12 protein-coding genes and 1 pseudogene are annotated in these 18,406 nt (G+C 62.9%); 8 read left to right on the top strand and 5 right to left on the bottom strand.

Going from position 1 to position 18,406, the window contains the following annotated elements; translation table 11 throughout:
- Positions 1 to 29: 29 nt before the first annotated feature.
- The 4 genes from ACHMXB_RS05335 to ACHMXB_RS05320 form a co-directional block, all read right to left on the bottom strand.
- Positions 30 to 800, bottom strand: coding sequence for an ABC transporter permease (locus ACHMXB_RS05335; RefSeq protein ID WP_395403405.1), 771 nt, complete (start codon positions 798 to 800; stop codon positions 30 to 32).
- A gap of 244 nt (positions 801 to 1,044) precedes the next feature.
- A complete protein-coding gene (locus tag ACHMXB_RS05330; RefSeq protein ID WP_395403403.1) occupies positions 1,045 to 2,052 on the bottom strand; it encodes an ABC transporter permease in 1,008 nt (335 codons plus the stop codon).
- Between the two features lies 1 nt (position 2,053).
- Positions 2,054 to 3,583 carry a sugar ABC transporter ATP-binding protein gene (locus ACHMXB_RS05325; RefSeq protein ID WP_395403401.1) on the bottom strand — a complete coding sequence of 510 codons (1,530 nt, stop codon included), beginning with the start codon at positions 3,581 to 3,583 and terminating at the stop codon, positions 2,054 to 2,056.
- A 255-nt stretch (positions 3,584 to 3,838) separates the two neighbouring features.
- Positions 3,839 to 4,972, bottom strand: coding sequence for a Gfo/Idh/MocA family protein (locus ACHMXB_RS05320; RefSeq protein WP_395403399.1), 1,134 nt, complete (start codon positions 4,970 to 4,972; stop codon positions 3,839 to 3,841).
- A 246-nt stretch (positions 4,973 to 5,218) separates the two neighbouring features.
- On the opposite strand from ACHMXB_RS05320, the pseudogene ACHMXB_RS05315 reads away from it, so the two are divergent.
- The 7 genes and pseudogenes from ACHMXB_RS05315 to ACHMXB_RS05285 all read left to right on the top strand — a co-directional run bounded on the left by ACHMXB_RS05315 (position 5,219) and on the right by ACHMXB_RS05285 (position 15,326).
- Positions 5,219 to 6,492: pseudogene (locus tag ACHMXB_RS05315) on the top strand (ROK family protein).
- A gap of 267 nt (positions 6,493 to 6,759) precedes the next feature.
- Positions 6,760 to 7,824, top strand: coding sequence for a helix-turn-helix domain-containing protein (locus tag ACHMXB_RS05310; RefSeq protein WP_395403397.1), 1,065 nt, complete (start codon positions 6,760 to 6,762; stop codon positions 7,822 to 7,824).
- Between the two features lie 557 nt (positions 7,825 to 8,381).
- Complete coding sequence (locus ACHMXB_RS05305) at positions 8,382 to 10,295, top strand: helix-turn-helix domain-containing protein (RefSeq protein ID WP_395403395.1); 1,914 nt, start codon at positions 8,382 to 8,384, stop codon at positions 10,293 to 10,295.
- A 155-nt stretch (positions 10,296 to 10,450) separates the two neighbouring features.
- On the top strand, positions 10,451 to 11,701 hold the full coding sequence (locus ACHMXB_RS05300; RefSeq protein WP_395403393.1) for an iron-containing alcohol dehydrogenase: 1,251 nt from the start codon (positions 10,451 to 10,453) through the stop codon (positions 11,699 to 11,701).
- Positions 11,702 to 11,737: 36 nt separating this feature from the next.
- Positions 11,738 to 13,213: an NAD-dependent succinate-semialdehyde dehydrogenase gene (locus ACHMXB_RS05295; RefSeq protein WP_395403391.1), complete on the top strand. Its 1,476-nt coding sequence runs from the start codon at positions 11,738 to 11,740 to the stop codon at positions 13,211 to 13,213.
- 66 nt (positions 13,214 to 13,279) lie between these two features.
- Complete coding sequence (locus tag ACHMXB_RS05290; RefSeq protein ID WP_395403389.1) at positions 13,280 to 14,647, top strand: MFS transporter; 1,368 nt, start codon at positions 13,280 to 13,282, stop codon at positions 14,645 to 14,647.
- Between the two features lie 487 nt (positions 14,648 to 15,134).
- Positions 15,135 to 15,326: a hypothetical protein gene (locus tag ACHMXB_RS05285; protein ID WP_395403387.1), complete on the top strand. Its 192-nt coding sequence runs from the start codon at positions 15,135 to 15,137 to the stop codon at positions 15,324 to 15,326.
- A 612-nt stretch (positions 15,327 to 15,938) separates the two neighbouring features.
- Here ACHMXB_RS05285 and ACHMXB_RS05280 read toward each other — a convergent pair.
- Entirely contained in the window at positions 15,939 to 16,637 is a 699-nt protein-coding gene (locus ACHMXB_RS05280) for a maleylpyruvate isomerase family mycothiol-dependent enzyme (protein ID WP_395403385.1), read from the bottom strand.
- A 325-nt stretch (positions 16,638 to 16,962) separates the two neighbouring features.
- On the opposite strand from ACHMXB_RS05280, the gene ACHMXB_RS05275 reads away from it, so the two are divergent.
- Entirely contained in the window at positions 16,963 to 18,348 is a 1,386-nt protein-coding gene (locus ACHMXB_RS05275; RefSeq protein ID WP_395403383.1) for an MFS transporter, read from the top strand.
- Positions 18,349 to 18,406: the final 58 nt, after the last annotated feature.

Below are 18,406 nucleotides of genomic sequence, written 5' to 3'. Positions count from 1 at the left end.
ATCGCCGTTGATTGAGGAGGACAAGAGATTCACGTACGGAGCGGCCTGCTGTCGCTGATTTTTTTGGCAACCACAGGAACCACGACCGCGGCGATCATGAGAACTCCGATAACGGTGTTCTGCACGTTGGTGGGGAGGAACCCGAGGTTCATCCAGCTGGTCAGCACGGTGACGAGCACCAGGGAGAGCATGACGCCGGCGAAGGAACCCTTGCCGCCGAACATGCTCACACCTCCGATGAGCACTATGGCGATCACGCTCAGCTCCAGGCCAGTGCCGTTGTTGGCGCGGGCGCTGCTGACGTAACCGGCGTACAGCATCCCTGCAAGGGCGGCCACCGTGCCGGAGAGGCAGAAAAGCGTGATCTTGATTCGCCGTACGGGGATACCGGAGAATCGGGAAACCACAGCGCTGGAACCGACGGCGAAGGTCTTGCGGCCGAATGCCCCGCGGTGCAGGACGACGGCCGCGAAGACAGCGATCAAAACAAACAACACAAAGGTGTAAGGGATGTACGTGCCGTAAATGTTGGCCTGGGAGAAGGTCGTGAATTCGACGGGCAGCGCGCTGATGGACCGGCTTTCGAGCAGAATGTACGCGATGCCACGGTAAAGTCCGAGGGTCCCGACCGTCACTACCAATGACGGCAACCCGTAGGCCACGGTTAACCATCCGTTGATGAAGCCGGCCACGGCTCCCAGAACCAGACCAATGACGACCGAAACGGGAAGGGGAATCCCACCTTCGATGCAGAGGCCGAACACGACACCGGTGAGGCCGAAGACGGAAGCGACGGACAAATCGATCTCCCCGCGATCATCAGCAGGGTCATGGGAATCACCATCAGCGCCAGTCCGATCACGCCGCCCGCGGTGATAGCGAAATTCGGTCCCGTCGCGAAATAGGGTGTGCTGATGGAGGCCATAACGGTTACGACAACAACCAGCACCAACAGAGATATCTCCCACGCCCCGAACCAGGCAGGCAGCCCGCGGCGACGTACTTTGGTGCCCTGAGTAGGTGGGGAGGTTAGGGTTTGCGTGCTCATGCTTTCACTCCTCGAGCTTCGACGCGGGTTCGGATGATCGAATCGGAAACGATGGCTGCAATGATCACGGCGCCCTGAATGGCCTGGAGCCAGAATTGAGAGACGTTGACCAAGGCAAGCCCGGTCGAAATCACGCTGAGGATGGCAGCACCGATGATGACACCGCCGATCGTCCCGCTGCCTCCATTGACACTGATGCCACCAACAACTACTGCGGCAAGGACGACGATTTCGTAGCCGGAGGCGACGGATGAATCGACAGTGCCGTAGCGGGCTCCCCACAGCACTCCGGCCAAGCCGCAGAGCAGCCCGGAGATGGCGAAGGCGACAAAGATGCGGCGCTTCGCAGGGATGCCCATCTTTTCGGCCGCGAGGGGGTTGCTTCCGATGGCGAGAAAGGAGCGGCCGGTGAAGGTGTGTCGGATGAAGATGTGGGCGGCAATCGCGATGACGAAGGCGTATATCACCAAGCCGGGAATGCCGAACAGACTCCAGGATGCGAGGTCCCCGTATCCACTCGGCAGACTTTGGGCCGTGACCTGGTTGCTGCCGGCGAGAATTGAGTCAATGCCTCGGTAGATATACAAGGTTCCGAGGGTGACCATGATAGAGGGGACGCGCAAAGTTGCGATGATGATCCCGTTGATGCTGCCCAGCACCAGGCCAAGCAGGCACGAGGCCAGGACGACGACGATGATCGGCAACTGCGGGTTCTTGACCGCGAAATCCGCGGCGAAGTAGGCGGTCAGCCCCACCATGGATCCCACTGATACATCAATGTTGCGTGTCAGGAGCACAAGTGCGAGGCCTATGCCGACAATGACGACTATCGCCATGTTGTTCAGGATCTGACCTACCGTGTTCACGCTCGCGAATCGGTCACTGAGCACACTGAACACAATGAACAGGAACGCGAGTACGGCAAGCAGGCTGATCTCGCGGCGGGCAACGAATCTTTTCCACGACGGCTGGGATGCCGGTTTCTGAAGTGTTTGGAGCGACATCCTAATGCTGTCCTGTCATCGAAGCGAGTACGGTTTCGGAGTCGAAGGGCCGTTCGGTGAACTCGCGGCCTTGGGCGCCGCGATAGAAGGTAATGACGCGGTCGGAGACTGAGAGCAGTTCTTCGAGCTCGTTGGAGATCAGGATGATTGCCAGCCCGGCCTGAGCCATTCTCCCGACGATCTTGTAGACCTCAGACTTCGCCCCGACGTCAACGCCCTTCGTGGGATCGTCGAGAATGAGGATCTCAGGGTTGGTCGCCAGCCACTTGCCCAGAACAACCTTTTGCTGGTTTCCGCCCGAAAGCGCAGAGATAAGTTGCTCAGGGCCACTGGTCCGGACGCCCAGACGTTTGATGTAATCGGCGGACAATTCCCTGTCGCTCTTGCTCTTGACGAGACCAAACGAGGAAAGAGTGTCTAGGACGGCCAGCGAAAGGTTGAAGCTGATCGGCTGGTCTAAAATGGCGCCCTCACGGGTGCGGTCTTCGGGTACATAGGCGATCTTGTACTTCATGGCATCGCCGGGTCCGGTGATGCGTGCGGACTTGCCCCCGATCAGGACTTCTCCGGAGTCCACGGGGTCCAGCCCGAAGATGCCGCGGGAGATCTCCGTGCGGCCAGCTCCCACCAACCCCGCCAGGCCAAGGATTTCGCCCTTTCGCACGGTGAAGTTGACGTTTTCGTACGCCCCCTTGCGGGTGAAATCGCGCACTTCGAGGTGCACATCCCCGAGTTCGACTTCTTCTTTGGGAAAGACACTCTCTAGGGTCCGTCCGACCAAGTGAGTGACCACGGATTCGGGTGTGAACTCGGCTGCGGGTCCGGAGATGATGGTCGTCCCGTCCCGGGAGACAGTTACGCGGTCGGCCAGTTCAAAGACTTCGTCGAGCCGGTGGCCGACGAAGAGAATTGCGACACCCTGGCTTTTAAGCCGACGGATCACCTCCATCAGGTGGTCGACTTCGTGCTTTGAGAGGGCCGCTGTCGGTTCATCAAGAATCAGCAACGCGGTGTCGTCACTCAGGGCCTTGACGATCTCCAGCAGCTGCTGGTCTGCCGCCGAAAGGTTCTGCACAAGCTCGCGCGGATCCAGTTTCACCTGCAAGCGCTCCATTGCCCGGATGGCGTTGGCCTGCACGGCCCTCCAGTCCAAGCTGCGCACAGCCGTACGAGGCGGAGCCGCGGCAAACATGATGTTCTCAGCGACTGTCAAATCAGGGAAAACGACGGGGTGCTGGTGCACTACGGAGATGCCAAGCGCGCGCGCTGCGTGCGGATTATGGATCGTGACCGTATCGCCGTTGACGGTAAGCGTGCCGGCGTCCGGTTGCACGATGCCTGCGAGAATGTTCACCAAGGTGCTCTTGCCCGCGCCATTCTCACCGAGCAGAGCGTGGACCTCGCCAGGGTAAAGGGTGATATCAGTGCGCTTGATCGCGATTACGCCGCCAAAGCGCTTGGACACACCAGCGACACTGACGAGCGGCGTCGCCGTGGCCTCATGGCCTGTTACAGCTATTGATTCGGTCATCGTAGTTCCTCGTTGAGCTAGCTGGACCTGAGCGTTAGGGCGTCAGGGAGAGGGACGGAGCATGGAAGCGGGTTTCCACCCACGCTCCGGTTTGGTGGGATCGGAGCAATGCACCGGTAGGTAGGGCGGCACGGTACCCGCCCCCTGAGACGTACAAACCGTCCGGAGTGTCATCTCTAACACTGCGGTAGGTGTCGGTGAGGTAGGCATTGGGCGCATCCTGGTTACCCTGCGCTCGGGTACATGCCCGTCTCATTACCGCGCTCCTTCTAGTTCTTTCACCTCTTTGACGTCGACCCACTCGCCGCACTTGCTGGACTCGATGATGCTTTCGGTGAGGACAGCTGACCTAAGGCCGTCGCGGAAGGTGGGAAGGCCGTCGCGGATGTCCCCTTGGATTGCGGCGTAGGTATCAGCGACAAATGCATTGAATGCATCTTGATAACCCTGCGGATGCCCTGCTGGCAGGACACTGAGCCGTGCCGCTTCGGGGCTAAGCGCGTCCGGGTCACGGACCAGCAGCTCGGAGCCGGCCCGTTTGCCAAGCCACAACGTCTCCGGCGCTTCCTGGTCAAACTGCACGGTGCTTTCGGTGCCAGAGATCTCGATCATCAGCCGGTTTTTCCGGCCCGGGGCGACCTGGCTGACCAGTAGGTTTCCCACAGCGCCGGTATCCGTTGCGAATACAGCCGCAACGAGGTCCTCGGTCTGGATCTCCTCGTGGTTTGCCCGGCCAGAAAACAGTGTGCGGCTAACAGCACCGATCCGGGTGATCCGGTCATTAGTGACAAATTCGATCAGGTCGCACAGGTGGGAGCCGATGTCAGCAAACGCGCGTGAAGGGCCACCGAGACCGGCGTCAACCCGCCAGTTGTCATCGTCCCTGGACAGCAGCCAGTCCTGAAGATAGGACCCTTGGATGGTGGAGATCCGTCCCGTCTGTCCGGATGCAATACGTGCCCGGGCTTCCCGGACCATGGGGTGGAACCGGTAGACGAAGGGAACGGTCGCGACCATTCCGGCCGAAGCAGCGAGCTCCACCAGATGGGTGGCATCCTTCACGTTGGTGGCCAGAGGCTTCTCGCAGACAACGTGCTTGCCGGCCTTCAGCGCTGCGTCTGCTAGCTCAAGGTGGGTTGCATTCGGGGTACAGACGTGGATGACATCGATCGCATCGTCTTCGATGAGGTCCTGGACGGAGGCGTAAGCCTGCGCGATGCCCAGACGGTCTCTGGCGCGGGCGGCGCTGGCAGGGCTCGAGGATGCGATGCCGGCGATTTCCGCCCCGGCAGCACGGGCGGCCCGGCTATGCACCTCAGCCATGAACCCGGCGCCGACGAACCCGGCCCGTAACCGGGAGGGGGCTGTCGTGGTTCTGTGGTTTTCCATGCCGAAACAGTGACATGACCCACAGGGCTTTCGTCAGTCACCCGGCAAAAGTCTGCACCTTTTGACGCTGCTGGGCATGGAATGCACACCGAAGTTGCACTTTTTGATGCTTCAGGCATCGACGAGTGGACGGGAATGTGCAGGCGACTGACACTGGGGTGGAGATAAGGGCCCCTCGGGGTCGGGTGAGCCTGAGGTCAAGACCCCGTCTCACGATTCACCTTATGAGCCCCGGAATGGAGAGACATGGACAACGGCGGCCCCGGCGAACTTTTGCAAATCCTGCGGGACGGACGTCCGCGAACCAGGGCGGACCTGGCCGGAATGACGGGCCTGGGACGGGTGCCATCAGTTCCCGCCTTGAACCGCTCCTACGACTCGGACTGGTTGCGCCCGTATCGGGCGCGCCTTCCACGGGAGGCCGCCCCTCAGCACGACTGGCCTTCAATCCGGGTGCAGGGTTGGCCGCCGCCGCTGACGTCGGCGCCACACACGCGACCATGGCTCTCACCGACCTGTCCGGAAGGGTGCTCACGGAAAGCACTGAACGACTTGAAATTTCGTCCGGACCGGAGCCCGTTCTGGACTGGCTAACAATGACCCTGACAGGCCAATTGAAAGCGATGAAGCGCCCAGCAGCCGACATCCTCGCCGTCGGCATCGGGCTGCCCGGACCGGTAGAACACTCCACCGGAAAGCCAATCAGCCCCCCGATCATGCCCGGATGGGACGGATTCGACGTCCCCGCTCACATTCAGCAGACCTTGGACGTTCCCGTCCTCGTCGATAACGACGTCAACCTCATGGCCCTCGGGGAGCGGGCGACGCGCTGGCCCAATGAGGACAACATGATCTTCCTCAAAGTCGCCACCGGTATCGGCTCGGGAGTGGTCAGTGGAGGCATATTACAGCGAGGCGCGGCAGGGGTCGCTGGAGACGTCGGCCATATCGCTGTCTCCAGAGGAGCAGGAATTCTATGTCGCTGCGGCAAGACTGCATGCCTGGAAGCCATAGCAGGCGCCCCCGCCATCGCCGCGCAACTCCGCGGGAACGGACTCGAGGCCATCACAGGAAACGACGTCGTCACACTCGTCCGTTCCGGTGATTTGGCCGCGATTCAAGCCGTCCGCCAGGCCGGACGCGACATCGGAGAAATGCTCAACATGTGCGTGAGCCTCATCAACCCCTCCCTGATCGTCGTGGGCGGATCGCTTGCACAATCCGGAGAACATCTGATCGCCGGGATCCGCGAAACGGTCTACGCACGCTCAACACCGTTAGCAACCCAGCACCTAAATATCACGCAATCCGAGACGGGGCCGGAAGCCGGAGTTGTTGGTGCCAGTATCTTGGCCGTCGAATATGCCCTCGCCCCTCACCGAGTCAATGACCTCGCAACCAGGCTGCTTGCCGCCGGACGCGAAGATTCTCACAGTCCGCAGAAAGTGGAACAGGTCGCCCAAACATCCCATCAGCTCCGTGGCACGGTGGCCGGACAATTGCAGGACGCATTTCCTTGATCACGTCTCCGAATGAAGATGCGGACGACAGCCTCGCCAGGGTGTAAAGCGGCGGGTTGGGTCGTTTCTCCGAGCCCCCGCCCTATTCAAGGGCATGCTCACCCAGCGTCAAGGCGGCGACAATACTCCTTGCGTGGGTGCCAGCAATTGCACCCATCAGCGAACCAATCAAAGTTGTACGAGTAAAATAGTGCTAATAGCTGAGGTCCTTTCTGGCCGGTCCCATGAGACACAGCAACGCTTCCTTAAGACGCCGTGGCCGTTCTCATGGCCGCCATGATGGTTCAGCTGGTCAAGGAGGGTGATGGCATGCCTCAATCCGCCACCGGGGGCAGCGGCCGCCTGGTGCGATACGCAGTGCCGGAAGGGCTTAATCCCGAACAAAGGTTCGAACATTGGCGAGCTTGGTATGGTAACGCCGTCGAAACCCCAATGCGGTTGGAAAAGTCGGCACGTCGCACTCCTGTGTCCTTTAATCCTTCAGCTATTAATCTTGCCGGTCCGGGTTTCAGTCTCATAGAAATGTTCAACGGCCCCGCTTTGGGCTCGTGGGCGCCGAATCCCGACACCACGGATCTGCGCCTGGCCTACTTCCGCAAGGCGCCGGGGCTGACCCTCGCTCTCAACGGCGCACCTGAGCCAGTATCACCGGGCTCCGTCAGGTTCATTGATACCTCGCTGGGCGGAAGTTTCGACGCGCCCGAAGGTTTTCACGCCTTGCAGCTCAACATCAACCGCAGCAGCCTGAATGTGAGCGAGGCCCAACTGCGCTCCCTGCTTCGCCTGCCTGACCTGGCAAGGCACCCAATTGTGGGCACTTTCGTGATCCCTGCTCTGATGTCCTGGAAGCGGCCTGGCATCGACAAGGAGACATCCGGAACGGCAGACATCCTTCGTTCCGTGATGGCAACTCTGGTCGGCTCCCTGCTCGAAACGCCGGTCGACGATGCGGCGCAGAAACCGGCCCTAAGTCGCGAGGTGAAGAAATACCTTGATGCCAGCTACGACAACCCCGATCTCGATGTGGCTATGGTCGCCGAAAAGTTCAATCTCTCCCGTCGCTCTCTGTTCTACTTCTTCGAGAATGACGAACTCCGCCTAGGTGAGCGTATTCGCGCCCTGAGAACGCGGAAAGCGCTGGAGCTCCTCCTTCAAACCGATACCCACCGGCTTACCTACTCAGAAATTGCGGCACTGTGTGGCTTCACGAATGTGCAAGCCATGCGTCGCGCGGTCAAAGAGTTTACCGGCATGAATGTAAGAGAGATCCACCGATCAGAGACAGACGTTCATGTCGCCCTGAAACAATTGCGCGAGTCACTGAACCCCTAACGCCTGTACATGCTGGGTCGAATTTCTTGACGGTAATTCAGGGAGGCCACAAACCTAATCTGCATGTTTGGGTTGGGCGGCTCTGACTGGCCAGCGGGTAGGAACGTACGGTGCATGACAAAACACAGGTTTTGTCTGCGTACCTGAGAAGGCTGGAGTTGTCGAGTGCCAGTGCGTTCCGGCCGTTCGGACCTCACTCTCGGTGAAATCGCCCCTGCCGCCGGGCTAAATCTGGTCGGGTAGCCACGGAACAGGCGTTCAAAGCGAAGGATCGCGATATGCGAAAATCGCCTGAGCGCTCCCCGCTCGAATTTGCTGGGGGAGGGACTCCCGCCAGATTATCCGGCGGCTGCAGCTTTCCAAGGGTGAGCCGATGAGGTCGGGAGCGGCACGGCCGAGGGCCTCGCGCCGTCGAACACCTCCCGACACCGCTTTCAGCAGCTGCGACTAACTCGCGGCGGCATTCGTACTAGGCGGGGGCGGCTACCATGGGCCCTATGCGTGCACACGAGAGTCCGCCCGTCCGTGTGAGTGCCGCTTCCGTAGATGGCACTGCCTTGGGACGGCTTTTGTCGCTCCTGGTAGACGGTGTTTCTGCTGAGGATCTGGAAACACAGCTGGCAGACATGCAGGCCAAGAGCCTGATCGATCGGGCGACGACAGCAGCTGCTCGCAGCCTCAATGCGAGGCTTTGGGAAGCCAGCAGGCGTGAAGGCCTTCTTCGGGTGCTGTACGACACTGCCACCGATCTGACAGGTATCCGCGATGTTGAAGCTGTCCTGAAAGCCATCGTGCGCAGGACCCGCTCCCTTATCGGCAGCGACATCGCCTACCTGAGCCTGAATGACTATGGGACCGGGGAATCATACATCCGGGTGACGGACGGGGCCGCGACCGCGCTGTTCCGCAACATCCGGATGCCCCTCGGGGAGGGCGTCCTCGGCGCAGTAGCCACCGGAGAGGCACCTTCACAGAGCGCTGACTACCTGATCGACCAAACCAAGTCACACCTCGAATCGAGTGACGCCGCCGTTGCGGCAGAGGGCGTCAAAGCCATCATGGGCGTCCCCTTGCGGGTCGAAGGCAAGGTGATCGGTGCGCTTCTCGTCGCCGACCGGCACGTACACACCTTCAGCAGTGACGACGTCGCCCTCATGGAATCCATCGGAACCCATGCCGCGGTTGCGCTGGAAAACGCCCGGCATTTCACCGAAATGGCTGATACCGTCGCACGCCTGGACCAGGCCCAGCGCGAGAACCTTGCGCATGTCAGGGCGCTGGAGGAGCTTTCGTCACTTGACCAGCGGCTGATGGAAACTCTCGCTTCCACTGACACCCTACCCGCCCTGCTGCGGCTACTGACCGAGTCCATGGACAGCGAAGTTTTCGTGGTCTCGCCAATGGGCGAACCGATGGCTGGGCTCATGCCTGGTTCCGACTTCGGCAGCCCGGCGGCGTTGAGCGCAGCCGAGATGTCAGCTGCGCGGACGCTGCCCGTGCCCTTCAATGTCAATGACCGCGACTACACCGTGATGTCCGCCGTTGCCGGCGACCAGCATCTCGCATCGCTGGTGGTTGCCGGGCATCTCACGCAAGACCGGACCGCCATACTTGAGCGCAGCGCCCTGGTGCTCAGCGCAGCACTGCTTTTTGAGCGCACATACCAGGAAGCGCAGTACCGCCTGCAACTGGAACTCATCGATGAGCTCCTGAACCCCCGGCCTGAGAATGTTGAAGCCATGAAAAGGAGGGCGAGCCGGTTCGGACTCGCCGACAACCTCCAACTCGTCGTCAGAGTCGTAGGAGTCCGGGACGACCAGCGACAGCGCGCCCTGGCAGTGCTCAGGCGGCACACCGAGGGCCGCGCAGGAATCACAGCACTGCACGAATCGCACCTGTGCATGATTGAGCCCCCTCCGTTTTCCGCTGCCAGACCCGGAACCCCTGCATTGCCCGGGAGTACCGCTAGTGGCCAAGAAATTGTCGACGCCCTCAAGCGGCAGCGCATCGAGGCCAGTGTCGGCTCATCGGAAACTGTGACGGGATTCTCCCGGCTGTCGGCGGCCCACGCCGAGGCCCACGCCGTGTTGCGTGCACTGCAGGCGTTGGCACGGCACGGCGAGGCAGCGGACAAAGCTGCACTCGGCACAGCCGGCATGCTCCTCGGTGCCATGGAGAGCCCGTTTGCCGCACAACTGCTGGCCGCCCAGCTCGGCCCGCTCCTGGACTACGACAGACGGCGCGGTACGCAGCTGGTTCCGACGGCGTGGACCTTCCTGGAAAACGATGGCTCCACCGCAGCCGCTGCCAACGCCCTGCATATCCACACCAACACATTGCGGCAGCGGCTGGACCGGATCGACAACGTCCTTGGCGAAAGCTGGCGCCGGGGCGGACGTTCCTTGGACGTACACGTCGCCTTGCGGCTGTGGCGGCTGCAATCAGCAGGAGTGGGCGGGCGCACCCCCTGACAGTCGGCGTCGGCACTGACAGTGTCACTTCGCCACATGACAACGGATCCAATGTGGCATGAACATCCATATCATGCATCACACGACTCTGGAACCATGGGATCTGCGGCACCTTTCAGGTAGCCGAAGACCCCCACCTTTAGGAGTTAGTCACAATGTCGTGTGCGCATGCGGCGGGCATTCATCCCACTACCTTCGGCGTCCTGCGGCTGCCGAGGAACATCGTCGTCGGCGCCCAGCAGCGCTTCGCTGTCGCCGATATCGCTGCAGAGTTCGGCGATCAGGTCCTCGTCTGCACCGACGCGCGGCTTGCCGCCTCGGAGGAGCTGCAGGCGCTGGTCCGGAGCTTGGAGAGCCGGAACCTCTCCGTCCGCGTCTTCGGTGAAACCGAGGCGGAACTCCCGACGCCGGGGATCATCGCCTGCGTTGAAGAACTCAAAGGCCAGGACATAAACGTCATCATCGGTTTCGGCGGCGGAAGCTGCATGGACATGGCCAAAGTGGTCTCTGTCCTGCTGACCCACGGAGGCCAACCCAGCGATTACTACGGCGAATTCGCTGTCCCCGGCCCCGTCAAGCCTGTCATTGCACTGCCGACGACGGCGGGCACAGGCTCGGAGGCCACAGCCATCGCTGTGGTGTCCGACCCCGGGCTTGGGATGAAAATGGGCATCTCCAGCCCCCACATCATTCCGTTCGCTTCCGTTTGCGACCCCGAGCTCACCTACTCCTGCCCGCCGTCACTAACCGCGGCGACCGGCGCGGATACCTTCGTGCACTTGGTCGAATCGTTCACCGCAATCACCCGCGAGCCCACCCGGACCCTTGCCAACGAACGCGTTTTCGTGGGCAAGAATGTCCTGACGGACTCCCTCGCGCTGGACGGAATCCGGCTGGTAGGCCGCAGCCTCGCCACCGCCTACAAGGATCCAGGCAACGTCGACGCCCGCGGCGACATGATGCTGGCTGCACTCTACGGCGGCATCGTCCTCAGCAACGCCGGAACCGCCGCCGCGCACGCCATCCAGTACCCGGTCGGCGCGCTGACGCACACGCCCCATGGCATCGGCGTCGGACTCCTGCTGCCCTACGTCGTCCGCCACAACTTCAGCGCGATTATTCCGCAGCTGGGACAGATCGCTGACGCCCTTGGACGCGACACCAAGGGCATGGACGCCAGGAGCGCAGCGGCCGCCGGCGTCGAGGCCATCGACGAAGTAATTGCCGCCATCGAACTGCCCTCCACGCTGGAGGAACTCGGTGTGAAGGAAAGCGACCTTGACCGGATCGCCACACTGTCACTGAACTCCAAGCGGCTCATCGACAACAACCCGGTGCCGCTCGACCTCCAAGCCGTCAGCTCCATCGTGCAGGCCGCCTTCACGGGCGACCGCACCATCCGCTGACGCCAACTTCCCAACACCAGAAGCAAAGGCTTACCCATGACTCTCCTTTCCACCGGGGAACCGCTTGATCTCGAAGGACTGACCGTCCCCCGCCAGCTGCTCATCGCGGGTCAATGGCGGGACGCCGCAAGCGGCGGAACCGTCGACGTCGTCAACCCCTCCGACGCCACCGCCATCACAGCGATTGCCGACGCCGACGTCGCGGACGGTCTCGCCGCCGTCGACGCTGCCGCGGCTGCACTCTCCGAATGGGCCGCCACTGCCCCGCGCCGGCGCGCCGATATCCTCAGCCGCTGCTTTGACCTGATGACCGAACGCAGCGAAGAACTAGCCCGCCTCATCTCCCTCGAAAACGGCAAGGCGCTTCCCGACGCCCGCGGAGAGGTGGCCTACGCCGCCGAGTTCTTCCGCTGGTATGCGGAGGAGGCCGTCCGCATCATCGGCGATGTGTCCGTCTCACCGTCCGGAGCCAACCGCATCCTCGTCCAGCACCAGCCCATCGGCGTATGTGTCCTGATCACGCCGTGGAATTTTCCCGCCGCCATGGCCACGCGCAAGCTCGCACCGGCGCTTGCCGCCGGCTGCACGGCCGTGCTCAAGCCGGCTACCCTCACTCCCCTGACGTCCTTGGCGATCGCCCAGCTGATGGTCGACGCGGGGGTTCCGGCCGGCGTCGTAAATGTTGTAACCACAAGCAAGACAAGCGATGTCATGACGCCGATCCTCGCCGATCCCAGGGTGCGCAAGCTGTCCTTCACGGGCTCCACCGGCGTTGGCCGGCACCTGCTGCGCCAGGCCGCCGACAATGTGCTCAAGTGCTCGATGGAGCTCGGTGGCAACGCACCGTTCCTGGTGTTCGAGGACGCCGACCTGGACAAGGCCATCGACGGCGTCATGGTCGCCAAGATGCGCAACGGGGGCCAGGCCTGCACGGCGGCCAACCGGATCTACGTCCAGCGCGGAATCCAGGCCGAGTTCGCCAGCCGCCTGACCGCCCGCATGGCCGCCCTCACCGTCGGTCCGGGCACCGATCCCTCCACCGAGGTCGGCCCCCTCGTCGATGAAGCGAGCGTCCTGAAGGTCGACGCCCTGGTGCGCGACGCCCTCGACCAAGGTGCGCGCCTGCTCACCGGCGGACAGTTGCCGGAAGCGGACGGCTACTACTACCCGCCCACGGTTGTGACCAACGTGCCGCTGCACGCACGCATGGTCAGCGAGGAAATCTTCGGACCAGTAGCCTCCATCATCGGGTTCGACACTGAAGAAGAAGCCATCGCAGCGGCCAACGACTCCGAGTACGGCCTCGCCGCGTACGTCTTCACGGAGGACCTCCGCCGCGGGCTGCGGGTCTCCGAACGCATCGAAAGCGGAATGGTCGCCCTGAACCGCGGCCTGGTATCTGACCCGGCTGCCCCGTTCGGCGGCGTCAAGCAAAGCGGGCTGGGCCGTGAAGGCGCCCACCAGGGCCTGCTGGACTTCACTGAGACCAAGTACATCGCCGTGGACTGGTGAACCGGGTCCCCACCCATAACCCACCGTCCTTCAACTACTCTGTTTGACCATCGAAAGAAAAGACCAATGACGCTCCCTTCAACCACTGCGCCCAAGGCAAAACGAGTGCCCTGGCGCGTGTCCGTGGCCAGCTTCGCCGGCACCACCATTGAGTGGTACGACTACTACATATTCGGCCTCCTGGCCGCCACCGGTGTCTTCAGCCGGCTCTACTTCCCGGAGCAGGACCCGGCCACCGGGCTTCTGCTCGCGTTCCTCACCTACGCTGTCGGCTTCGTGGCCCGTCCCTTCGGCGGCATGTTCGCCGGGCACTACGGGGACAAGATCGGCCGCAAGCCGATGCTGGTGCTGTCCCTGCTCCTGATGGGCTTCGCCACACTGGCCATGGGTCTTCTCCCGACCTACTCCCAGATCGGCGTCTGGGCTCCCATCCTGCTCACTGTGCTCCGCCTCATGCAGGGCTTTGGCGCCGGCGCCGAATGGGCAGGAGCAGCCATCATCTCCACCGAACACGCCCCGGAGGGCCGACGCGGATTCTTCGGCAGCTTCACCCAGATGGGCGTCCCTGCAGGCATGCTACTCGCCAACTCCTCCGTTCTGGCCGTCAAGGGCAGCGTTCCGGCCGACGTCTTTGACGCCTGGGCCTGGCGCATTCCCTTCCTGCTGAGCGTGCTCCTGATCGTCGTGGGCCTGGTCGTCCGGGCGAAGCTCGAGGACTCCGAGGACTTCAAAGACCTCATCGCGAAAAAGCAGACCGCTCACAACCCGCTGGGCGAAGCCCTGAAGAAGGAAACCAAGGGCGTCTGGCTGGTCGTCGGCATGCGCTTGGCAGAGAACTCCGCCTTCTACCTGTACACCACCTTCTCCGTGGTCTACATCATGCGGACCTTCGGTGCCGAGCGCGCCAACCAAGGCTCCATGTCCGTGCTGATCGCGTCCGCCATCGGCGTCATCGCGGTGCCGCTGTGGGCCGCACTGTCGGACCGCATCGGCCGCAAGCCGCTCTACCTGTTCGGGTCCATCGGCGGACTGCTGTTCTTCCCGCTCTACTTCGTCATGACCGACACCGGAAGCGCGCTGCTGGCAACCCTGGCCATCGTCATCGGCCTCGCGGTCTTCCACAACTCGATGTATGGCCCGCAGGCTGCCTTCTTCGCCGAGCTCTTCTCCACGAAGCTGCGTTACAGCGGCGCTTCCATGGGCTACCAGTTCGGGTCCGTCCTGGCCGGCGGCATCGCACCGCTGGTAGCCGTGGCCCTGCTCAACGCCGGAAATGGCGAACCCGGCTGGGTGATCCTGTACTTCAGCGTCATCGGTGTCATCACCGTGGCCTCGGCAATCATGGCACCCGAAACCGTGAAGCGTGTCCGCGGCCGCCTCGATGCGGCATCTGACTCCGCTGCGGACTCAGCTGACAAGGCCCGCGTGCACTAAAGGGCTTTTCAAAATCACTATGCCGGTGTCATCCGCAGGGCAATCAGCGGGTGACACCGGCATTTTGAGTCGCGTGCGTCGGCGAGCATCACCTCGGTGCTGTGTCATCCCAGCAGTGAAAGGCGGTAGGAGGAGAGGGAACCTGACGTCTGGTCCCCGTCGCTTTACGGAAACGCATCGGAGTACTTCCTACCGGGGGCCCGGTCCGGTCTAGCGTGGGAGCAAGTGCCGCGATATCAGCGTGGCAGACTTCCGCAGATCGATGACGCCGGCGGCCACGCCGACTATGAGGTCAAAGCCGTCGTCGGTCGTGAAGTCGAAAGGTCGGCTTCGGCGCCCCAGACAGTCGTCCCGGGCCGGGCCAGAGCCGAGCCGAGCAGTCCGACGTCCCGGATGTGAAAGCCGTACCGATCAATAACCTGGAGACCGTCCTCAATATCGAGGTGCGCTGTCGCGCGTCTTCAAGGCGGGTAGGCAGTTCGGCGTCATGGCCCATCACAAAATCCAGTCCTTCGCTGATCTCACGACGGCGCGCGTGGTGCTGCAAAACCAATTCAGCCCCTTGGAGCAGGAGCGCGGACTTGGAAGTGTTCTCCTCGGCTGCAAGCTGCTCCGGACGGGGATCATGGTCTTCGGGAACGCGAAGATTCATGGACCAGCCACCGAGCCCACCGCGTGACGTCGACTGGGGACTCGCCCGCTTCAAGGGCCGCAGCCGCCATCTTTCACGCAGATGCTCTAGCCTAAATCCGTCATGCACTCGTCCAACCCGGGGCGCAGGTCGGCGATGCCAGGTGAGCGACGGCCCGCCGTCCCGGGCGGGTATCTGGTCCCGGGAACGACTGAATTAGGACCGCCCGCGGATCTGCAACTTCTCGTCCATGCCCTCTGGCCCGGCAACTCGTGGTCTAGTTTTGGATCGGGTCTTTACGCACAAGGCACCTGAAGAAGTGGCTTTTGATTGTGGCGCTTATCGTTGGCTGCGGCAGTGACTGCGGAAGTTAGCGTCTGGCAGCCTGGGCCTCGGCGCCTTCAGCGGCTGAGAACAGCTCCCAGCAGTCAGCCACCGGAAACGGGTGGTCAGCCGCTTCCTTCCCCGGCGGCCCGGCCTGCGGCCGAAGGTCAAGCACCGCGATGACATCAAAGTCCCCTGTCCTTGCGGCGGGAAGGACTCCAAAAACGGCACCATAGTCGTGGCGAAGCTGAAAATGAACCGCACACTGCTGCCAAGATCACCCTCGCGATCGACCCTGCGTGCAGGTCCCTCGATGGTTCCGGTTCGCCGCCTGGCTCACCATGCCGGCGGTGCCGGCACCTGGCCCTCCGCCTCGATATGCGTGGCATCTCCTCGCGCCAGCCACTGGAGCAAGCCCTCACGGTCGGACTCAACACGCAGCGCGCCGTTGCCGATAATCCACTGGTCCCGCTCCTCGGTGACCAGGGTCATGCCCGGCACCTCCTTGGCGCCCAGCGAACGCACTACGGCCTCGAGGGCATCCAGCAGCGAGTCCGGGTCGGCTTCCTCGATGGTCCAGGCGGTGTCCAGGTCATGGTGATGCACCACCACTTCCGCGATCCGGAGCGCCACGATGGACGTTGCCGGAAGTGGACCGCCGTCAACCTCGACTTCCGGAGCAACGAGCGCGCCGGCCAGCCGCTGCGCCTGCTCGGCGAAGTGTTTGGCCGAGGCCCGCAGCTCCTCCAGCAACTCCTCCCGGGGCAGCGCTGCCAGGGCGGAGATGGCATCGGCGCGGGCTTCGGGCGAGGCGTAAAGCCGGCGCTGTTCCCCTGCGGCCGCCCAGTCGATGAGCTGGACCAGCGCCCGTCCGTTGGCGGCGACGTGGCCGATCACGTGCGCCCTGGACCATCCTTCACACAAGGACGCGGACGCCATTTCATCGTCCGAAAGGGACGCGACGGTGGCAAGGAACATGTCGGTTTCCCTGCCCAGGCGGGACAGGTCCGAGTGCAGGCGTGCGGGAGTGATCATTTGGTCAGCCTAGCTGCGGCCCCACCCCCGGGACTACTGTTCCGGCGCCGTTCTTCCATACCGGGATCCTCTCGATTGATTACGGGGGACGGCAGCCAGTACGCTCAGCGCGCGGCCGCCCCCCGCTGACCGCCATTTATAGCTATTGATCTCCAAGAGTGGCCTACTAGTCTAAGAAAGATAATTAATAACCCCCGAGCGGAACCCCGGGTATTTACCTCATATGTCCTGCGTCACACACCTGTCAGGCTGAAGGGAACCCGGAAACGGCCGCTGGCCCAGAGTCGTGCCAGCGCACGCAACCACCCCTTGAGAGGAGCCGGACATGACACAACCGCACGCGGTTATCGCTGAAAATCCACAAAAGGAGGCCCGTACCGCCAACTGGGTGGCCTTCATCATCTGCACGGCGCTGGTCTTTGACGGCTACGACCTTGTCATCTACGGCACCGTCCTGCCGGGACTCCTGGCGGACCCCGGCCAGATCGGACAGTTCGACGTAGCCACCGCCGGCCTCCTGGGCTCCTGGGCCCTCATCGGTGTGCTGGTGGGATCGCTGGTCTGCGGCGCCGTGGGCGACTTCTTCGGCCGCCGCCGGCTGATGCTCCTGGGCATCGCCTGGTTCTCGGTGGGCATGTTCATCACCGCACTGGCCAGCACCGTGCCGGCCTTCGGTGCCATGCGGTTCATCACGGGCCTTGGCCTGGGCGTTGTCATTGCCAGCGCCGGCGCCACCATGGCCGAATTTGCACCCGCCGGACGCCGCCAGTTCTACAACGCCATCGTGTACTCCGGCGTCCCTGCAGGCGGCGTGGTTGCCTCCATCATGGGCATCCTGTTCCACGAGAGCCTCGGCTGGCGGGGCCTGTTCATCATCGGCGCACTGCCGCTGGTCATCCTGCTCCCCATCGCCTGGCGCAAACTCCCCGAGTCCCCCCGCTGGCTCCTGTCCCGTGGCCGGGAAGCGGAGGCCGTGGCCGCCGCGAAGCGCACCGGTGTGCCGCTGCTTGAAGAACGCATCATCCTCGAAGCCGGTGCGGCGCCGCAGAAGTCCGGGTTCGCCGCGGTCTTCTCCAAGCAGTTCGCGCTGGCCTCGGTCCTGCTGGGGCTCATGTCCTTCTGCGGCCTCCTCCTCACCTACGGCCTCAACACCTGGCTCCCCAAGATCATGGAGGGCTACGGCTACGGCCGGACCTACTCCCTGTTCTTCCCGCTGGCGCTGAACCTCGGCGCGGTGGCGGGCGGGCTGGTCGCCTCCCGGCTGGCGGACAAGAGCGGCCCGCAGCGGGTCATCGCCACAACTTTCGGGCTTGCCACCGTTTCGCTGGTCCTCATGACCTTCAATCTCCCGCTGCCGATGCTCTTCACGTTCATTGCCGTGGCCGGTGTTGGAACGCTGGGCACCCAGGTGCTGATCTATGGGTTCCAGTCCAACTACTTCACCACCAACGCCCGCGCAGCCGGCGTGGCCTGGTGCGCCAGCGTGGGGCGGCTGGGCGGCGTACTCGGTCCGATCATCGGCGGCTGGCTCGCGGCAGCGGGCATCGGCGGCTCCACCGCCTTCTACATCTACGGAGGCGTTGCCCTCCTTGGCGCCCTGGTCACGGTCCTGGTCCCGCACCAGCGCAAGCTGGAGGAAGCCGAACACAAGGTCGAGGAGATCGCCGGGCACCGCACCGAATCCAACGTAGAGGTGAAGCAGCCCCAGTAGCGTGCAGCGGCCTGCCTTGGACGTCATTGTGTCGAAAGAATGCACTAGTAGGTCCTTT

Origin of the sequence: Arthrobacter sp. UC242_113, assembly GCF_044054585.1 — a bacterium.
Classification (GTDB): Bacteria; Actinomycetota; Actinomycetes; order Actinomycetales; family Micrococcaceae; genus Arthrobacter.
The sequence above is the reverse complement of the archived record's forward strand: the minus strand, read 5'-3'. Positions and strand labels throughout refer to the sequence as shown.